20 protein-coding genes are annotated in these 15,739 nt (G+C 41.6%); 15 read left to right on the top strand and 5 right to left on the bottom strand.

What is annotated here, in order from left to right:
• Positions 1–93: 93 nt before the first annotated feature.
• Complete coding sequence (locus tag H5158_RS09600; RefSeq protein WP_182718563.1) at positions 94–1,110, top strand: metalloprotease; 1,017 nt, start codon at positions 94–96, stop codon at positions 1,108–1,110.
• A gap of 51 nt (positions 1,111–1,161) precedes the next feature.
• Here the strand turns inward: H5158_RS09600 and H5158_RS09595 are convergent, their stop codons facing one another.
• Together H5158_RS09595 and H5158_RS09590 are read right to left on the bottom strand one after the other, a co-directional pair.
• Complete coding sequence (locus H5158_RS09595; RefSeq protein ID WP_182718558.1) at positions 1,162–2,475, bottom strand: short-chain fatty acid transporter; 1,314 nt, start codon at positions 2,473–2,475, stop codon at positions 1,162–1,164.
• A gap of 165 nt (positions 2,476–2,640) precedes the next feature.
• Positions 2,641–3,591 (bottom strand): chemotaxis protein CheV, encoded by a 951-nt coding sequence (locus H5158_RS09590; RefSeq protein WP_149980441.1) that lies wholly within the window; start codon positions 3,589–3,591, stop codon positions 2,641–2,643.
• Positions 3,592–3,760: 169 nt separating this feature from the next.
• Between H5158_RS09590 and H5158_RS09585 the strand changes: the two genes are divergently transcribed.
• Both H5158_RS09585 and H5158_RS23330 read left to right on the top strand, forming a co-directional pair.
• Complete coding sequence (locus H5158_RS09585) at positions 3,761–4,828, top strand: potassium channel family protein (RefSeq protein WP_182718559.1); 1,068 nt, start codon at positions 3,761–3,763, stop codon at positions 4,826–4,828.
• Positions 4,828–5,037, top strand: coding sequence for a hypothetical protein (locus H5158_RS23330; RefSeq protein ID WP_149980443.1), 210 nt, complete (start codon positions 4,828–4,830; stop codon positions 5,035–5,037). The genes H5158_RS09585 and H5158_RS23330 overlap by 1 nt, the downstream gene beginning before the upstream one ends.
• Positions 5,038–5,099: 62 nt before the next feature.
• On the opposite strand, the gene H5158_RS09580 is transcribed toward H5158_RS23330, so the two are convergent.
• Positions 5,100–6,131: a cytosolic protein gene (locus tag H5158_RS09580; protein ID WP_182739917.1), complete on the bottom strand. Its 1,032-nt coding sequence runs from the start codon at positions 6,129–6,131 to the stop codon at positions 5,100–5,102.
• An 87-nt stretch (positions 6,132–6,218) separates the two neighbouring features.
• Entirely contained in the window at positions 6,219–6,677 is a 459-nt protein-coding gene (locus H5158_RS09575; protein ID WP_182718560.1) for an EVE domain-containing protein, read from the bottom strand.
• A gap of 76 nt (positions 6,678–6,753) precedes the next feature.
• Between H5158_RS09575 and tesB the strand changes: the two genes are divergently transcribed.
• Positions 6,754–7,611 carry an acyl-CoA thioesterase II gene (tesB, locus tag H5158_RS09570; RefSeq protein ID WP_145237887.1) on the top strand — a complete coding sequence of 286 codons (858 nt, stop codon included), beginning with the start codon at positions 6,754–6,756 and terminating at the stop codon, positions 7,609–7,611.
• A 14-nt stretch (positions 7,612–7,625) separates the two neighbouring features.
• On the opposite strand, the gene plsB is transcribed toward tesB, so the two are convergent.
• The gene (gene plsB / locus H5158_RS09565; RefSeq protein WP_149980446.1) at positions 7,626–10,070 is read right to left on the bottom strand and encodes a glycerol-3-phosphate 1-O-acyltransferase PlsB; all 2,445 of its coding nucleotides are present in this window, start codon (positions 10,068–10,070) and stop codon (positions 7,626–7,628) included.
• A 419-nt stretch (positions 10,071–10,489) separates the two neighbouring features.
• Between plsB and rpsJ the strand changes: the two genes are divergently transcribed.
• From rpsJ to rpsQ, 11 genes are read left to right on the top strand one after another with little or no spacing between them, the layout of a single operon-like run.
• Positions 10,490–10,801, top strand: coding sequence for a 30S ribosomal protein S10 (rpsJ, locus tag H5158_RS09560; RefSeq protein WP_002957900.1), 312 nt, complete (start codon positions 10,490–10,492; stop codon positions 10,799–10,801).
• A gap of 27 nt (positions 10,802–10,828) precedes the next feature.
• Positions 10,829–11,464, top strand: coding sequence for a 50S ribosomal protein L3 (gene rplC, locus H5158_RS09555; RefSeq protein WP_054206125.1), 636 nt, complete (start codon positions 10,829–10,831; stop codon positions 11,462–11,464).
• A gap of 17 nt (positions 11,465–11,481) precedes the next feature.
• Entirely contained in the window at positions 11,482–12,087 is a 606-nt protein-coding gene (gene rplD / locus H5158_RS09550; RefSeq protein ID WP_054206126.1) for a 50S ribosomal protein L4, read from the top strand.
• Positions 12,084–12,386, top strand: coding sequence for a 50S ribosomal protein L23 (rplW, locus tag H5158_RS09545; protein ID WP_054206127.1), 303 nt, complete (start codon positions 12,084–12,086; stop codon positions 12,384–12,386). The genes rplD and rplW overlap by 4 nt, the downstream gene beginning before the upstream one ends.
• Positions 12,387–12,403: 17 nt before the next feature.
• Positions 12,404–13,228 carry a 50S ribosomal protein L2 gene (gene rplB, locus H5158_RS09540; protein WP_007376192.1) on the top strand — a complete coding sequence of 275 codons (825 nt, stop codon included), beginning with the start codon at positions 12,404–12,406 and terminating at the stop codon, positions 13,226–13,228.
• 15 nt (positions 13,229–13,243) lie between these two features.
• The gene (gene rpsS, locus H5158_RS09535; protein WP_010561269.1) at positions 13,244–13,522 is read left to right on the top strand and encodes a 30S ribosomal protein S19; all 279 of its coding nucleotides are present in this window, start codon (positions 13,244–13,246) and stop codon (positions 13,520–13,522) included.
• A gap of 14 nt (positions 13,523–13,536) precedes the next feature.
• Entirely contained in the window at positions 13,537–13,869 is a 333-nt protein-coding gene (gene rplV / locus H5158_RS09530; protein WP_004588690.1) for a 50S ribosomal protein L22, read from the top strand.
• Positions 13,870–13,880: 11 nt separating this feature from the next.
• On the top strand, positions 13,881–14,582 hold the full coding sequence (rpsC, locus tag H5158_RS09525; protein ID WP_054206128.1) for a 30S ribosomal protein S3: 702 nt from the start codon (positions 13,881–13,883) through the stop codon (positions 14,580–14,582).
• A gap of 12 nt (positions 14,583–14,594) precedes the next feature.
• The gene (gene rplP / locus H5158_RS09520) at positions 14,595–15,008 is read left to right on the top strand and encodes a 50S ribosomal protein L16 (protein ID WP_002957890.1); all 414 of its coding nucleotides are present in this window, start codon (positions 14,595–14,597) and stop codon (positions 15,006–15,008) included.
• The gene (rpmC, locus tag H5158_RS09515) at positions 15,008–15,199 is read left to right on the top strand and encodes a 50S ribosomal protein L29 (protein ID WP_054552371.1); all 192 of its coding nucleotides are present in this window, start codon (positions 15,008–15,010) and stop codon (positions 15,197–15,199) included. The genes rplP and rpmC overlap by 1 nt, the downstream gene beginning before the upstream one ends.
• Entirely contained in the window at positions 15,199–15,456 is a 258-nt protein-coding gene (rpsQ, locus tag H5158_RS09510; protein WP_016709053.1) for a 30S ribosomal protein S17, read from the top strand. The genes rpmC and rpsQ overlap by 1 nt, the downstream gene beginning before the upstream one ends.
• Positions 15,457–15,739: the final 283 nt, after the last annotated feature.

The following is a 15,739-nucleotide window of genomic DNA, read 5'->3' as shown; positions in this document are numbered from 1 at the left end:
CGAAGGTGTCAGCTTTATAGTTGCAAATATATTCCATAATCTAGCTAAAAAAATGGGTATACTAACGATATAATTTTTAAGATTTGAAGTGACATCATGCAAATACAGCTGACCCTTGCTGATCAACAATTTAGTTTAGTGCTCGCGGGGCAACAAATTGTAAAAATTTTTCAGCAACAACAGGCAATCGGATTTGATAATCCACGTGTTAACTATTTTGAATTTAAGCTAAATAATCAAGTGATTGGTTTAGACACCAGTACGGTCATTGAGCATAGTATAGCGCTACATATTGATAATGAATTTGTAAAACAACTGACATTACCGCCTATTGAAAAAACTAAACCTAAGCAGGGGCTGCTTGGATTATTTGCGCTCGGTTTTAAGATTTTTAAAAGTGCGAAAGTCGTCAAGGTAGTATTAGCGGGCGCCTCAGTGGCTGGTTATGCTTGGTTATTTACGTTTGAGTTTGCGCTTATGCTAATTGCTTGTTTGGTGATCCACGAGTACGGCCATGTCAGAGCAATGCAATATTTTGGTATTAAAACCAAGGGTATCTATTTAATCCCATTTGTTGGCGGGCTTGCCGTAAGCGACGATAAAATTACCACCCGCTGGCAAGATGTGGTGATTTCTTTAATGGGGCCTGCATTTGGTTTGATCACCTCCGTACTTGGTGTGGTGCTTTATTATGCCACCGAGATGGAAATATTTGCCGGGGTCGCAGTACTCAGCGCATTATTGAATTTATTTAACTTGCTGCCTATTTTACCGCTTGATGGCGGGCATGTATTAAAAAGTATTAGCTTCTCAATGCGTTCATGGGTTGGTTTAAGTATTTGTATTTTAGGCGTGTTATTTGGCTTATGGCTAAGCTACACCTTTGGTTTAATGCTATTAGTGTTTTTCTTATTTATCGGTGCACTGGAAATCGCCTTTGAATGGCGCGGCCGCCACTATTCGCATTTACTGCCACTAGATAAATACGGGCAAGGTTTTTCGGCTGTGATGTACGCTTTGGTAGTTGCAGGCCATGTGGCTGTGATGATGCATTTTGCTGATTCTGAAAACGCAATTTTAAGCCTGCCAATGAAAATTCTATCGAGTTAACAAATTTAAATAGCGTGAGGTGTTACTCACGCTGTATTTTTGCAGCAAGCGTTACGGATAAAAACTCAACATCAATGATATAAACACGCCGGTTATAATTAGCTGCACTAAACAAAAGCCCATAATGTCTTTGGCTTTTAGGCCGGCAATTGCCAATACCGGTAAAGCCCAGAATGGCTGAATAAGATTAGTCCACGCATCCCCCCACGCTACTGCCATCGCGACGCGCGGCATATCTGCACCCAGAGCTTGTGCTGCGGGTATCACTATAGGCGCTTGTACAGCCCATTGGCCGCCACCTGAGGGCACAAATATATTTACTAAGCCAGCACTTAAAAAGCTCCAAAATGGCAATGATTGTGCACTGGCGATGGCGATAAATCCTTGTGATATCTGCTGCGCCAAACCCGTTTGTACCATGATTGCCATGATCCCTGCATAAAATGGAAACTGGATAATAATCCCTGCGCCGCTGGGGACTGCTTGCTGCAGGCTATTAAGTAAATTATACGGCGTTTGATGCAGTAAAATCGCAGAAAATAAAAACAGTGCAATCACACTGTTTAAATTAAGTGAGCCGCCACTAAACACAAAATAATTAGCTAAATAAACTAGCCCAAGTACTCCAATGCCTAGTCCTAATAACTTACTGTGTTCAATTTTATCGGCAGGGCGACTAACATTGTAGGGCTTAGGTATCGGTTCTGCTAATAGCGTTTTATCAACATAAATGCTGTCTTTTGCGCTGGGTAACATATAACGATTAACCAGTGGCATAATGATAAATAAGCCAATAACTATAGCTATATTAAATCCTGAAAACAGTGTTTCGCTGGTGTTTATCACACCAATGCTTTGCTGTGCAAAATGCCCTGACGTTGCGATAGTTAAAGGAATTGAGCCTGCCAAGCCACCATGCCAAACAATAAAGCCAGAATACGCACTGGCAACCAGTAAGCGATAATCAACGAGTGTGTGGCGGGCAATTGCTTTGGCAAATAAAGCGCCAATAACTAAGCCAAATCCCCAGTTAATCCAACTGGCGAGTAATGATACGAAAGTCACTAATAAAATAGCTTTTGGCGCAGTATTGGCAAGTTTTGCTAATTGCGTGAGCAGTCGGCTCATCATCGGTGTACTTGCCAGCATATATCCGGTGAGTAATACCAACAGCATCTGCATGGCAAAACTTAGTAAGTTCCAAAAACCACTGCCCCACGCGCTCAGCACTTGTTGTGGGTTTGAAGGTGTCACTACACACGCAATTATAAAGGTAAGTAGTGTGAGTAAAATAACAAAAATAAATGGATCGGGTAGGTAACGTTCCACTAATTTAGTGAACGGTTTGGCAACATGATTTAGCATAATGATTGTGTGTTTTGATTATTGCTACATATTGCCAATTAATCACGAAAGCGTTTAATTGGCAAATAGAGTTGTAGTCGTGGTATTAAATCGCGTATTTGTTCGTCATTATAACAAACGTTAATTCAAGCACTAGCGTGGCATAAGCCACGCTTAGATACAGTGCTATTTCTGTGGTGCGAGGACCGCTTTTAAACGTGTTTGTACTTCTTCTACGAGTAAGTCTGGTTGAAATTTAGATAAAAACGCATTGCAACCCACTTTCTCGACCATGGCTTGGTTAAAGCTGCCACTGAGGGATGTGTTAAGTACCACATGCAGATTTTTTAAGCGGTTATCGTTACGGATCTCGTGCGTTAAGCGATAACCATCCATTGCTGGCATTTCTGCATCGGTGATCACCATCAGTAATTCTTTTTCTACGTCCATGCCTTTATCAGCCCAGGCTTTAAGCATATTGAGTGCTTCAAGACCATTACTGGCTGGGATAATCTCAATACCCAACTGCGTTAATGTATCGCTCACTTGTTTTCGTGCTGTAGGTGAGTCGTCAGCATGGAGTATTTTTCGGCCAACAAATTCGTTTACGATACTTTGGTCAAGTACCTCATCAGAGATTTGCACTTCGTACTCAATAATCTCTGCTAGTACTTTTTCTACATCAATGATCTCTACTAACTGCTCTTGGCCATCACGTTGAATTTTAGTGAGCGCAGTTAGATAATGATTTTTACCGATAGAGGAAGGCGGTGGCATTATATCTGACCATGTCATATTAACGATTTGATCAACCTTACCAATTAAAAACCCTTGTACTGTACGATTGTATTCAGTGATCACTAAGTTACTATCTTCAGTATTCTTAGCCGCAGACATGCAAATCGCTTGGCGTAAATCAATAACAGGGATTGATTCACCACGAATATTGGCCACGCCTGATATTTTAGGATGGGCATGTGGAATGATACTAAGATGCGGCAGTTTCACTACTTCTTTAACTTTAAAGACATTAAGAGCAAACAAGTGACGACTGTGCAAATAAAACAATAATAACTCTAAGCGATTTTCACCAACGAGTTGAGTTCGTTGATCAACAGAAGCTAATACACCTGACATAACACGCTCGACTTTATAATTAATAATTCAAGTATAGCTTACACTGTTCTACTTTAAAAAAGCAGTCTAGATAATAATCTTGATCCTCAAAGGTATTTCAAGCATTGCCTTCATTTCAGCATTACAGTAACTTATCGGATAATTGATAGCTGAATAACCAAGTGTGGGCATGCCTTTTATATTTAAACGATTATTTTTACTAGTCAGAAATCATATTGATCAGGTTAGTTGGCAAGCTGTCGCTATTGCTACATTATTACATATGGTCTTGATCTGGTTGTTGTTAATCTTCGCAGGAGAAGCCGCACTAAGGCCCGTTAGCACCTTTGTTTATTACTATATCGTTACTACCTCAACGGTAGGATATGGTGATTTTAGTGCAACTACAGATCTGGGTAGATGGATTGTGGCGATACTGCAAATTCCATTTGGTTTAGCTTTATTTGGTGTCCTGTTAGGTAAAACAGGGCAAACAGTTACTTATTTAATTAGGCGCGCTATGACGGGTGATAAAAGTTTTGCACATTTTCACAATCACATTATTATTTTTGGCTGGCATCAAATTCGTACTAAAAAAATGATTGATTATATTCTCGCTGACCAAAAGCGTTTGGATCGACGAATTTTGCTTGCGGTCACAGAGTCAATGGAGCATCCGTTTTTAGCTAATGCCCATGTTGATTTTGTGCGCTTAACTAGTTTTACAGATTTAAGCGAGCTGGAAAGGGTCGCAATTAAACTGGCAGATAAAATTATTATTGACGGGCAAGACGACGACGAAACTTTTACCACCGCCCTGCGCATTAGTAAATTAGTGAAAGATGACTGCCATATTAGTGCGCACTTTAACGATGAGAGTAAAGTCGAAATGCTACTAGAACATTGTTACAACGTGGAATGTTCAACGGCTAAGTCAGCCGAAATTCTAGTACGTTCAATGCAAGACCCCGGCTCAAGTCGTGTACAAGAGGAATTATTATCTACTTTGCATGGTGATACCCAGTTTAGTTTAGCTATTCCTGCTGATTTAGCGGTAATGGAATTTGGTAAATTATTTCATCATTTTAAACACGACCATGATGCTATTTTACTTGGTGTTGCTCACAACCTGAGTGCGCAAAATATGGATTTAAATCCACCACTGGATTATCCGGTTAACAGTGGTGATATTTTACATTACATTGCGGTTGATCGTGTTTTAAGCAGCGAAGTCGATTGGCAGGGGCTTGCTAAGTAATGAATGAAGTGGCGTTTTTAATTCTACTTTTGAGTGCTTATATTTTACCAGTGGTAATTGTGCTTAACAGTAAGCGCACGCAAGGTCATGAAAAAAATGGCTGGTTAATAGGCATTATCCTTTTCTCCTGGCTCGCACTGATAATGTACTTTGCGATAGTGCCCAAGCACGGGCATAAAAAGAAAACTACCAAGAAAAAGAAAGGTTAAAATTGAGTTGTCAGTTTACATATAAATTTGCCAACCGTGCTTGATTAAACAAGCACGGTTTTTTATTTTAACTGTTTTAGTTTGTGCTCCACTAAAAGATCATCAGGGGCAAGTTGCTGAGCAACTTCCAGCAGCTGAATGGCATCCTTAGGGTGTTCATCTTGGTGCTTTAGCGCGACATCAATCAATGGTTGAATATCAATTTTTGCTTGATGCTCTTGCACATGCGCTGCTTTTTCATCAATTAGTATGTTGTGCGCTTTGCTTAATAATACTTGGCGGTGTGCCGATTTAGCATTCGCCTTGTTGAGCCTTCTATAATAGTCTTCTTTAAAGCGCAGGGTTTTGGTTTGTAGGCGAAATTGCGCAATATCGACTTGTTGATGGCTAATAAAGTCGACGGCCACTTGTTTATAGAAGCCAAATTTATTTAGGTAGGTGGCATGGGTACTGTGACCCATACCAAACACGCGTAAGTGGGTTAGTTGCGAATAGCGCTTAGCATGGCCACGGTCAATACGATTGGTCGGGTCGTAAATTATATAGCCTTTAGCATTGCCTAAATCGAGATCGTGGTAATCTTGCTCCCAATCGAATTGTTGTGCTATATCGGTACTTGAGCGGTCATCCCAAGGAGCAAGTGCTTTATTTTTGGTGCTAACAGGGTGAAATAACAGTACCTTATCTAGCTTTAGTAAATTAGCAAATGCACCCACAGCAAAGCCACCTCGGCTTAAGCCGTAGCCTAATCTCTGGGTAAAGGGTGTTAGCAAGGGAGCGAGTTGCTCGAGGAAAAACAGTAAATTACGGTGTCTAAACCAATTACTTATTCCTAAGTGCTGAAAAGAAATAACATTCACATGTTGTTTTTGCGCTAGTTGAAATCCCCAAGGGCTAAAATCATCATTGAGATCATGCTCTTGGTAATTAGTACCTGCAGGAGAAAAGGTGAACAATAAAGGCTTATTTATATCAATAAAGTGATACTTAACAAAAACATCGCCAAGTAAATCGCCTCCAGAGATAGGTAATCTGGTTTGCTGTTCATCTTGAGGTAGAGTTAACCACTCATCTAACCAATACAGTAATTTCATCTAACCCCCTAACTAAAACAAGCCAACTATTTTAGCAAATTTGGAAAAAGAAGGAAAACGTGATGTATTAGCAGCAAATTATTGTTGTTACTCTGCCATTTTTATAATTGCTTGCCAATCCGCTTTAGTCACTGGCATTACCGATAATCGACCACCTTTTTTTAGAGCTATTTCGGTGATGGCGTCGTTTTCTTTAATCGCTTTTAAGCTGACTAATTTATTTAAATGCTGCTGATAGGTTACATCAACCACAACCCATCTCGGTTTATCACAGGTTGATTTAGGATCGTAATAATCACTGCTTAAATCAAACTGGCAAGGATCTGGGTAGGCTTCAGCAGTCACTATTGCGATACCTGCAACGCCGACGTGTTTACAGCTAGAATGGTAAATCATTACTAAATCGCCGAGCTTTACGCCCTCGCGCATAAAATTACGGGCTTGGTAGTTGCGCACACCTTCCCATGCAGTGGTTTGTGCAGGGGCGCTTTTTAAATCGTCGATTGAAAATGCATCGGGTTCAGTTTTAAATAACCAATACGCCATAACTAGGATCCTTGAAATATTTACATCATACTTGTCTATAGTATCATTAAAATCTAAATGGGATTGAGGAGCAACTATGAGCCAAGTTTTAGATGATTTATTGTCGTTATTAACGTTAGAAGAAATAGAGCAGGGCTTGTATCGAGGGCAAAGCCAAGATTTGGGTTTTCGTGCGGTATTTGGTGGTCAAGTCATGGGCCAAGCACTGTCTGCAGCTAAAGAAACCTTACCGGAAGGCCGTATTGTTCATTCACTGCATTCTTATTTTTTACGCCCTGGTGATGCTGCAAAGCCAATTGTGTACGATGTTGAAACGATCCGTGATGGTAAGAGCTTTAGTACTCGCCGAGTTAGTGCTATTCAATATGGAAAACCTATTTTTTATATGACGGCATCATTTCAAGGTGCTGAAGATGGCTTGTCGCATCAAGCTACTATGCCGGATGTACCTGCTCCTGAGGAGCTGCGCTCATCACTGGAGTTTTATCAAGAGCACGCATCTCATATACCTGAGGTGATCCGCAATAAGTTTATTCGCGAAATGCCGATTGAAATGCGTCCGGTCACCTTTCATAACCCATTTAAGCCAGAGGTAATGGAGCCGGTTAAACATATTTGGTTCAAAGCCAATGGCGAGATGCCAGATGATCAACGTATTCATAACTATTTATTGGCGTATGCGTCTGACTTTGAGTTTTTACCAACGGCTCTACAGCCCCATGGTGTCTCGTTTATGCAGCCAAACATGCAAGTAGCAACAATTGACCATGCGATGTGGTTTCATCGTCCGTTTCGAATGGATGATTGGATCTTATATACCATTGATAGCCCAAGTGCGAGCTCAGGGCGGGGGTTGGTGCGTGGTCAGTTCTTTGACCGTCAAGGCAATTTAGTTGCCTCAACGATCCAAGAAGGTGTAATGCGTCAGCGTTAATATGCCGCTTGCAGTTATTTTTGCTTACATTGTCCTTGCACAATATCACTAATTGACTGCCAGACTCGCGCTGGCAGCAAGGCTTTAAGATGAATATACACTTCACAAAGTTCAGTACTGCCCTGTAAGCCATTCTCGGTTTCGCTAATTAAATTTTGTTCGCGCAAGTTGCTAATAAAGCCTACCAATACTTTTTTGTCAAAAAACTCAGGAGTCTTAATACCATGCAAGGTACCTAAGCGCTGCGCTAATACTTGGCTTTCGCGTTCAAGTTCTGCGCGTTCAATTTCTTTACTGGTTTGAATAAAGCCAATCACAATGGCGTAGCGTTGCAGGGTTAAGCTAAGCGCACGACCTAGAATTTCCAGCTTGGCTAAGCAATCATTACTGTTGGTGATTTTTATGTTATCACCATCAATTTCTATTAAATCTTGATCTACAAAGCTGGCCAGTATGCGGGTGATATAATTTTCATCAAGTTCGTGTAAAAACCATTCTTTAGCAAACATCGGGTAAAAACAGTTAACCAATTTTTGGCACTGCGATACTGTCGTTTTATGGCTTTTAAATATATGCAGTGCCAGTAAGCTTGGTACGGCAAACACATGAAGAATATTATTACGGTAGTAGTTAAAGAGGATTTTCTCTTTATCGTTAATCGCGATAATCTCGCCAAACTCATCGCTTATAACGTCAAATTTATTCAACTTTAAAGCATGTTCGAGTAACTGTGATGAAGTTTCATCTGGGGTGGTGATTTTTTCACTGTAACTAGCGCTACGTTGTAAATGTAAGTAAAAGTCTAGTTGTGCTAACAATTTAGGTTTGCTCAATGCTTGCTTATCATTTACCAGTAAGATCATTGCCAGTAAATTAACTGCGTTAAGCGCGGCGGCACTATTAATATTAACCATCACTTTATCCGCTAAAGTCGCCACTTGCGGACCAAGCCATTGTGGTTTTTGTACATCAGTTGGGTGAATAGATTCACGCCAATCAGGTTGATGCTCATTTAAATATTGATTAACCGAAATCGGATCGCCAAAATTCAAATAGCCGCGGCCATAGTTTTTGAGATTTTTAATGGCTTTGAAAATACCGAAAATCGACTCGCCTTTTTTATCATCACCTGCGAGTTCTTTCAGATAAGTATTTATTTCCATGACGTGTTCATAACCAATGTACACCGGCACAATCGAAATAGGGCGATCAATACCACGTAACATAGCTTGTAGTGTCATCGCCAACATACCTGTTTTTGGTGGTAGTAAACGCCCAGTACGGCTACGTCCGCCCTCAGTATAAAACTTAACTGAGTAACCTTTGATAAACAACTGACTTAAATACTCTTTAAATACAGCAGAGTAAAGCTTGTTGCCAGCAAATGAGCGGCGGATAAAAAATGCGCCACTGCGGCGGAATATGCCGCCTGCTGGGAAGAAGTTTAAGTTAATACCAGCAGCAATATGTGGCGGTACTAAACCAAGATGATAAATCGAGTAGGTAAGTAATAAGTAATCCATGTGGCTGCGATGACACGGCATATAAATAATTTCATGACCTTTATTGGTTAGATCATGGATTTGTTCGGTGTATTTTATATCAATGCCGTTATAGAGCTTGTTCCATAGCCAGGTTAATACACGATCTGCAACACGTATGGTGGCATCACTGTAGTTAGCAGCAATCTCATCTAATAGCTTTAACGCATTTTGCCGTGCTTGCTCATGGCTGATTTTTTTGCTTTTTGCTTCATCGTTAATTGCTTTTTTTATAGTCGGTGATGCTAACAATGAATTAAATAGTTGCTCGCGTGAGGGCATTTTAGGGCCCGTTGCTGCCAATTTTTGACGACGAAAATGCACCCTAGCGACGCGAAGTAATTTATGAGGTAACTCATCAACATCGGCTTTTTCATTTACTAATAACGATAAATCCAACGGTTGACTAAAGCGTATAAAGTTATCACGCCCTGAAAACAGTAATACAAAAAACTTACGAAACCAGCTAGGTGTAAGTGAGTGCGAAACCAGCGTACCTAAACCTGGTTTTTCTTTACCTGGATTACGACCCCATAAAATAGTGACCGGAATGACTTGCACGTTTTTTTCGCCACTGGTAAATAGTTGAGCAATTATTTGTTTACCCTGGTTTAGCGCGTCAGTTGGCTTCGCTTGGCTGCCAAACAGTGGTGGTGGATTTTGTAGGCCAATAAAGCGGTCTAACTCTGCATTACCCAACAGCTGTTGTTCAGTTGGTCTGGGCAGGTTGTACTTCTTACAAACTCGGTCAAGAGCTGCTAAATCTGAGCGAGCATTAAGTTTAACTATATAAAAAGTAGGGTAGGCGGGATTAAGACCGTATTGTTCAATTGGGTTCTCGGGCAGTACTTTGCTTTTCACAAATAGGCGATTCATCACCATAGACACAAAATTCAAGCAATAATTAAAAATACGCATCAACTCACCAAGGTTAAGGATTAAGAGATAAAAGCAAAATAAGGATGAATAATAACAATTAAAAACTGGACTGACCATTATCATTAGTGCCAAGTACGATTGCATGGCTTCCTAACTATAGTAAATTCCCAGTAATGACGACATAGTGACAACCCTTTTTTACAGTATAAATAATCCTCATTCTGGTAGTTTGAAATAGTTGTTGCATTTATCACCAATATCACTATAATACGCAGGCTTTCAAAATTCCCCCGGGAACTTGGAAGGAACATTAAGCTTGGATTTCAAGCTAATAAAACAGGAGTTCCGATTTGGAACTCAACGTAGATATAAATCAACAACCGGCATCTTATGTTTTTAAGATTGTTTCGGTCGTTTTTTTATGCTCTTTTAAATGCTCTTTATATTGAGGTTTAAGAATGTCAAATCAACGCATTCGTATTCGCCTAAAAGCTTTTGACCACCGTTTGATTGACCAATCAACGGCGGAAATCGTGGAAACTGCGAAACGCACTGGCGCACAAGTACGTGGTCCAATTCCACTACCTACACGCTTTGAACGTTTTACTGTACTTACATCACCGCACGTTAATAAAGATGCGCGTGATCAGTACGAGATCCGCACCCATAAACGTCTGATCGACATCGTAGAACCAACTGACAAGACTGTTGACGCACTTATGCGTTTAGATCTTGCTGCTGGTGTTGATGTTCAAATCAGCCTGGGTTAATCGAAAGATTAGAGAGGTTTTAGGAAAATGGCATTAGGTCTAGTCGGTCGTAAAGTGGGTATGACACGTATCTTCACTGAAGATGGTGTATCTATCCCTGTGACAGTTATTGAAGCGACACCTAACCGCATTGCTCAGATCAAATCTGACGCAACAGACGGTTATAACGCGCTTCAAGTAACCGCAGGCACTAAAAAAGCAAGCCGTGTAAACAAAGCAACAGCGGGTCACTTCGCTAAAGCTGGTGTTGAAGCGGGTCGCGGTCTGTGGGAATTCCGCCTAAATGGTGGTGAAGGCGATTTTGAAGTAGGCGCTGAGCTTACTGTTGAATTATTCAACGAAATCAACAAAGTTGACGTAACCGGTACTTCTAAAGGTAAAGGTTTCCAAGGTGGTGTTAAGCGCTGGAATTTCAGCATGCAAGACGCTACACATGGTAACTCTCTATCTCACCGTGCTCCTGGTTCAATCGGTCAAAACCAATCACCTGGTAAGGTGTTTAAAGGTAAGAAAATGGCCGGTCATATGGGTGCTGAGCGTGTAACGACTCAAAACTTAGAACTAGTACGCGTTGACGCTGAGCGTAACTTGCTTTTAGTTAAAGGTGCAGTACCTGGCGCTATCGGCGGTGACGTTATCGTTAAACCTGCTGTTAAAGCATAAGTCCTGGAGATTTAGTGATGGAATTAGCAATTAAAGACGCTTCTGGCGGTCTTGAAGTTTCTGAAGCTACTTTTGGACGTGAGTTTAACGAAGCATTAGTACATCAAGTAGTTGTTGCATACGCAGCAGGTGCTCGTCAAGGTACTCGTGCTCAGAAGACACGTTCTGAAGTAAGCGGTGGTGGTAAAAAACCATGGGCTCAAAAAGGTACTGGCCGTGCACGTGCTGGTACAATCCGTAGTCCAATTTGGCGTTCAGGTGGCGTTAGCTTCGCAGCTAAACCACAAGACCACAGCCAAAAAGTAAACCGTAAAATGTACCGCGGTGCGATCAAAAGCATTTTATCTGAATTAGTTCGTCAAGAGCGTTTAATCGTTGTTGAAAGTTTTGCTCTAGCAGCACCAAAAACTAAAGAACTAGTTGCTAAGCTTAAAGAACTTGAGCTTAAAGATGTTCTAATCGTAACTGAAGAAGTAGATGAGAATCTATTTTTATCGGCACGTAACCTGTACAAGGTTGACACGCGTGATGTAGCTGGTATCGACCCTGTAAGCTTAATCGCTTTCGATAAGGTACTTATTACAGCAGCTGCTGTTAAGCAACTTGAGGAGACGCTAGCATGATTCGTGAAGAACGTCTTTTAAAAGTGATCCTTGCTCCACATATCTCTGAAAAAAGCACTATTGCTGCTGAAGAAAACAACACTATCGTTTTCAAAGTAGTAAATGACGCAACTAAAGCTGAAGTTAAAGCAGCTGTAGAGAAGCTTTTTGAAGTGGAAGTAACTGGTGTTCGCACACTTAATGTTAAGGGTAAAACAAAACGTACTGGCGCACGTTTCGGTCGTCGTAGCGACTGGAAAAAAGCTTACGTTACTCTTAAAGAAGGCAGCGAACTAGACTTTGTCGGCGGCGCCGAGTAATAAGGGGAGTTAGAATTATGGCACTTCAAAAGTGTAAGCCAACTTCTGCGGGTCGTCGTCACCTAGTTAAAGTGGTAAACCCAGATCTACATAAGGGCAAGCCATACGCACCACTATTAGAGAAAAACTCTAAATCAGGTGGTCGTAATAACAATGGTCGTATTACGGTTCGTCATATCGGTGGTGGTCATAAGCAGCATTACCGTTTAATCGATTTTAAACGTACTAAAGATGGCATTCCAGCCACTGTTGAGCGTTTAGAATATGATCCAAATCGTAGCGCAAACATCGCACTTGTATTATATGCAGACGGTGAGCGTCGTTACATTATCGCACCAAAAGGCTTAAAAGCTGGTGATGCAATCCAGTCTGGTGTTGATGCACCAATCAAGCCTGGTAATGCATTACCTATGCGCAATATGCCTGTAGGTTCGACTGTTCACAACGTAGAATTAAAACCAGGTAAAGGTGCTCAAATCGCACGTTCTGCTGGTGCATACGTTCAAATCCTTGCTCGTGATGGTCAGTATGTAACATTACGTCTTCGTTCAGGCGAAGTTCGTAAAGTTGAATCAGATTGTCGTGCGACGCTAGGTGAAGTAGGCAATGCTGAGCATATGCTTCGTTCACTTGGTAAAGCAGGTGCAAATCGCTGGCGTGGTATTCGTCCGACAGTTCGTGGTGTTGCCATGAACCCGGTTGATCACCCACACGGTGGTGGTGAAGGTCGTACATCTGGTGGTCGTCATCCTGTGTCTCCATGGGGTAAGCCGACTAAAGGTGCTAAGACGCGTAAGAACAAGCGTACGGATAAATTTATAGTACGTCGTCGTACTAAGTAATATTGAGGAATAGCCATGCCACGCTCTCTCAAGAAGGGTCCTTTTATAGACCTACACTTGCTGAAGAAGGTAGAGAAAGCTTTGGAAAGCGGTGACAAGAAGCCAATTAAAACTTGGAGCCGTCGTTCAATGATCATACCTAACATGATCGGATTGACCATTGCTGTCCATAATGGTCGCCAGCATGTACCAGTTTTCGTTTCTGACGAAATGATCGGTCACAAACTAGGTGAATTTGCACCAACTCGCACTTACCGTGGCCACGCTGCGGATAAGAAAGCGAAGAAACGTTAAGAGGGGAATGATAAATGCAAGCATTAGCTAAACATAAATTCGCCTCTGGTTCGGCGCAAAAAGCACGTCTAGTTGCAGATCAGATCCGCGGGTTACCTGTCGATCGCGCACTAGAAATCCTGGCGTACAGCCCTAAGAAAGCGGCTGTATTAGTTAAGAAAGTACTTGAGTCTGCTATTGCTAACGCAGAGCATAACGAAGGTGCTGACATTGATGAGCTACGTGTAACAACGATCTTTGTGGACGATGGTCCAACAATGAAACGTATTATGCCACGTGCTAAAGGACGCGCAGACCGCATCCTTAAGCGTACAAGCCACATCACTGTTGTGGTTTCAGATAGCTAGGAGTATAAGTAATGGGACAAAAAGTTCATCCTACTGGTATTCGCCTAGGTATATCTAAACCTTGGGTTTCTACCTGGTACGCGAGTTCAAAAGATTTCTCTGCACAGCTTTTTGGCGATCACAAAGTACGTACATTCCTTACTAAGGAATTGAAAGCGGCTTCTGTGTCTAAAATCGTTATTGAGCGTCCAGCAAAATCAATCCGCGTAACAATTCACACGGCTCGTCCGGGTGTTGTTATCGGTAAAAAAGGCGAAGACGTAGAAAAATTACGTCAAGCGGTAACTAAGATTGCTGGTGTACCTGCTCAGATCAATATTTCTGAAGTACGTAAACCAGAACTAGATGCACAACTAGTAGCAGACGGCATTGCCTCTCAACTAGAGCGTCGTGTTATGTTCCGTCGCGCTATGAAGCGTTCGGTACAAAATGCAATGCGCATCGGTTCTAAAGGGATCAAAGTTGAAGTTAGCGGTCGTCTTGGCGGCGCAGAAATCGCACGTTCAGAATGGTATCGTGAAGGTCGTGTACCTCTACATACTCTTCGTGCTGATATCGACTACGCAACTTCTGAAGCCTTAACCACTTATGGTATCATTGGTGTTAAAGTTTGGATCTTCAAAGGCGAAGTTATTGGTGGTTTACCACTAGTACAAGAGCAAGAGAAGCCAGCTAAACGCGCACCAAAGAAAGCCAAAAAAAGTGCTAAGTAGAGGTAGCGAGTAATGTTACAGCCAAAACGTACAAAATTCCGTAAAATGCACAAAGGCCGCAACCGTGGTTTAGCGCAAAACGGTAACAAAGTAAGCTTCGGTACTTTCGGTTTGAAAGCTACTGGCCGTGGCCGCATGACTGCTCGTCAAATCGAAGCAGCTCGTCGTGCCATGACACGTCACGTGAAACGTCAAGGTAAAATCTGGATCCGTGTCTTCCCTGACAAACCGATCACAGAAAAGCCTCTTGAAGTTCGTATGGGTAAAGGTAAAGGTTCTGTTGAATATTGGGTTGCTGAAATTCAGCCTGGTAAAGTACTTTACGAAATGGAAGGTGTTTCTGAAGAGCTTGCTCGTGAAGCATTCGACCTTGCTGCTCGTAAACTGCCATTCAAAACAACTTTCGTAACTCGGACGGTAATGTGATGAAAGCAAGCGAACTAAAAGATAAAAGCGTAGAAGAGCTTAATGCTGAACTTCTAGGTCTTCTTCGTGAGCAGTTTAACCTGCGCATGCAAGCAAGCACTGGTCAGTTAGCTCAAACTCACACGCTAAGAACAGTACGTCGCGATATCGCGCGTGTAAAAACAGTTATTAACCAGAAGGCAGGTCAATAATGAGTGATAAAATTCGTACTCTTCAAGGCACTGTAATCAGCGACAAGATGGAAAAATCTTTCACTATCGCTATCGCACGTTACGTGAAGCACCCAATCTATGGGAAATTCATCAAACGTACGACTAAATTACACGTACATGACGAAAATAACACAGCAAAAGCGGGTGACGTTGTTACTATCCGTGAATGCGCTCCAATCTCTAAGACTAAGTCTTGGACATTAGTAGACGTTATTTCTAGTCCAAAACAAGCTTAATTTTTAATTAAGTCTGTTTTATAAAAAGCCCCGGCATTAGCTGGGGCTTTTTGCGTTTGGAGCAGCTTTTAGCGGTAAGCTTTCAGCCGTCAGCGCGGAGTAAATTTTCCTACCATAGCTTGGGTTGAGTCTATTGAGGGCCGGGAAGAAGAGAACAGTAATACCAATCGACTTAAATATTTAACCATTCTAGCGAGCTAAATAAAGCGCTAACTGCGTTATAATTTTTTCAAGTAGAACAACTACATGTCAAAATTTACGCCTTGTTATCACTGTATTTATC

Source organism: Pseudoalteromonas sp. SR45-6 (genome assembly GCF_014163545.1).
GTDB classification, from domain to species: Bacteria; Pseudomonadota; Gammaproteobacteria; order Enterobacterales; family Alteromonadaceae; genus Pseudoalteromonas; species Pseudoalteromonas rhizosphaerae.
Note: the sequence above shows the minus strand (reverse complement) of the source record. Positions and strands in the feature narration are given on the sequence as shown.

Coding starts and splice junctions, on each gene's coding strand:
- H5158_RS09595 (WP_182718558.1), bottom strand. CDS start 2,475: ATGCTAAATCATGTTGCCAAACCGTTCACTAAATTAGTGGAACGTTAC.
- H5158_RS09590 (WP_149980441.1), bottom strand. CDS start 3,591: ATGTCAGGTGTATTAGCTTCTGTTGATCAACGAACTCAACTCGTTGGT.
- H5158_RS09585 (WP_182718559.1), top strand. CDS start 3,761: ATGCCTTTTATATTTAAACGATTATTTTTACTAGTCAGAAATCATATT.
- H5158_RS23330 (WP_149980443.1), top strand. CDS start 4,828: ATGAATGAAGTGGCGTTTTTAATTCTACTTTTGAGTGCTTATATTTTA.
- H5158_RS09580 (WP_182739917.1), bottom strand. CDS start 6,131: ATGAAATTACTGTATTGGTTAGATGAGTGGTTAACTCTACCTCAAGAT.
- H5158_RS09575 (WP_182718560.1), bottom strand. CDS start 6,677: ATGGCGTATTGGTTATTTAAAACTGAACCCGATGCATTTTCAATCGAC.
- tesB (WP_145237887.1), top strand. CDS start 6,754: ATGAGCCAAGTTTTAGATGATTTATTGTCGTTATTAACGTTAGAAGAA.
- plsB (WP_149980446.1), bottom strand. CDS start 10,070: ATGCGTATTTTTAATTATTGCTTGAATTTTGTGTCTATGGTGATGAAT.
- rpsJ (WP_002957900.1), top strand. CDS start 10,490: ATGTCAAATCAACGCATTCGTATTCGCCTAAAAGCTTTTGACCACCGT.
- rplC (WP_054206125.1), top strand. CDS start 10,829: ATGGCATTAGGTCTAGTCGGTCGTAAAGTGGGTATGACACGTATCTTC.
- rplD (WP_054206126.1), top strand. CDS start 11,482: ATGGAATTAGCAATTAAAGACGCTTCTGGCGGTCTTGAAGTTTCTGAA.
- rplW (WP_054206127.1), top strand. CDS start 12,084: ATGATTCGTGAAGAACGTCTTTTAAAAGTGATCCTTGCTCCACATATC.
- rplB (WP_007376192.1), top strand. CDS start 12,404: ATGGCACTTCAAAAGTGTAAGCCAACTTCTGCGGGTCGTCGTCACCTA.
- rpsS (WP_010561269.1), top strand. CDS start 13,244: ATGCCACGCTCTCTCAAGAAGGGTCCTTTTATAGACCTACACTTGCTG.
- rplV (WP_004588690.1), top strand. CDS start 13,537: ATGCAAGCATTAGCTAAACATAAATTCGCCTCTGGTTCGGCGCAAAAA.
- rpsC (WP_054206128.1), top strand. CDS start 13,881: ATGGGACAAAAAGTTCATCCTACTGGTATTCGCCTAGGTATATCTAAA.
- rplP (WP_002957890.1), top strand. CDS start 14,595: ATGTTACAGCCAAAACGTACAAAATTCCGTAAAATGCACAAAGGCCGC.
- rpmC (WP_054552371.1), top strand. CDS start 15,008: ATGAAAGCAAGCGAACTAAAAGATAAAAGCGTAGAAGAGCTTAATGCT.
- rpsQ (WP_016709053.1), top strand. CDS start 15,199: ATGAGTGATAAAATTCGTACTCTTCAAGGCACTGTAATCAGCGACAAG.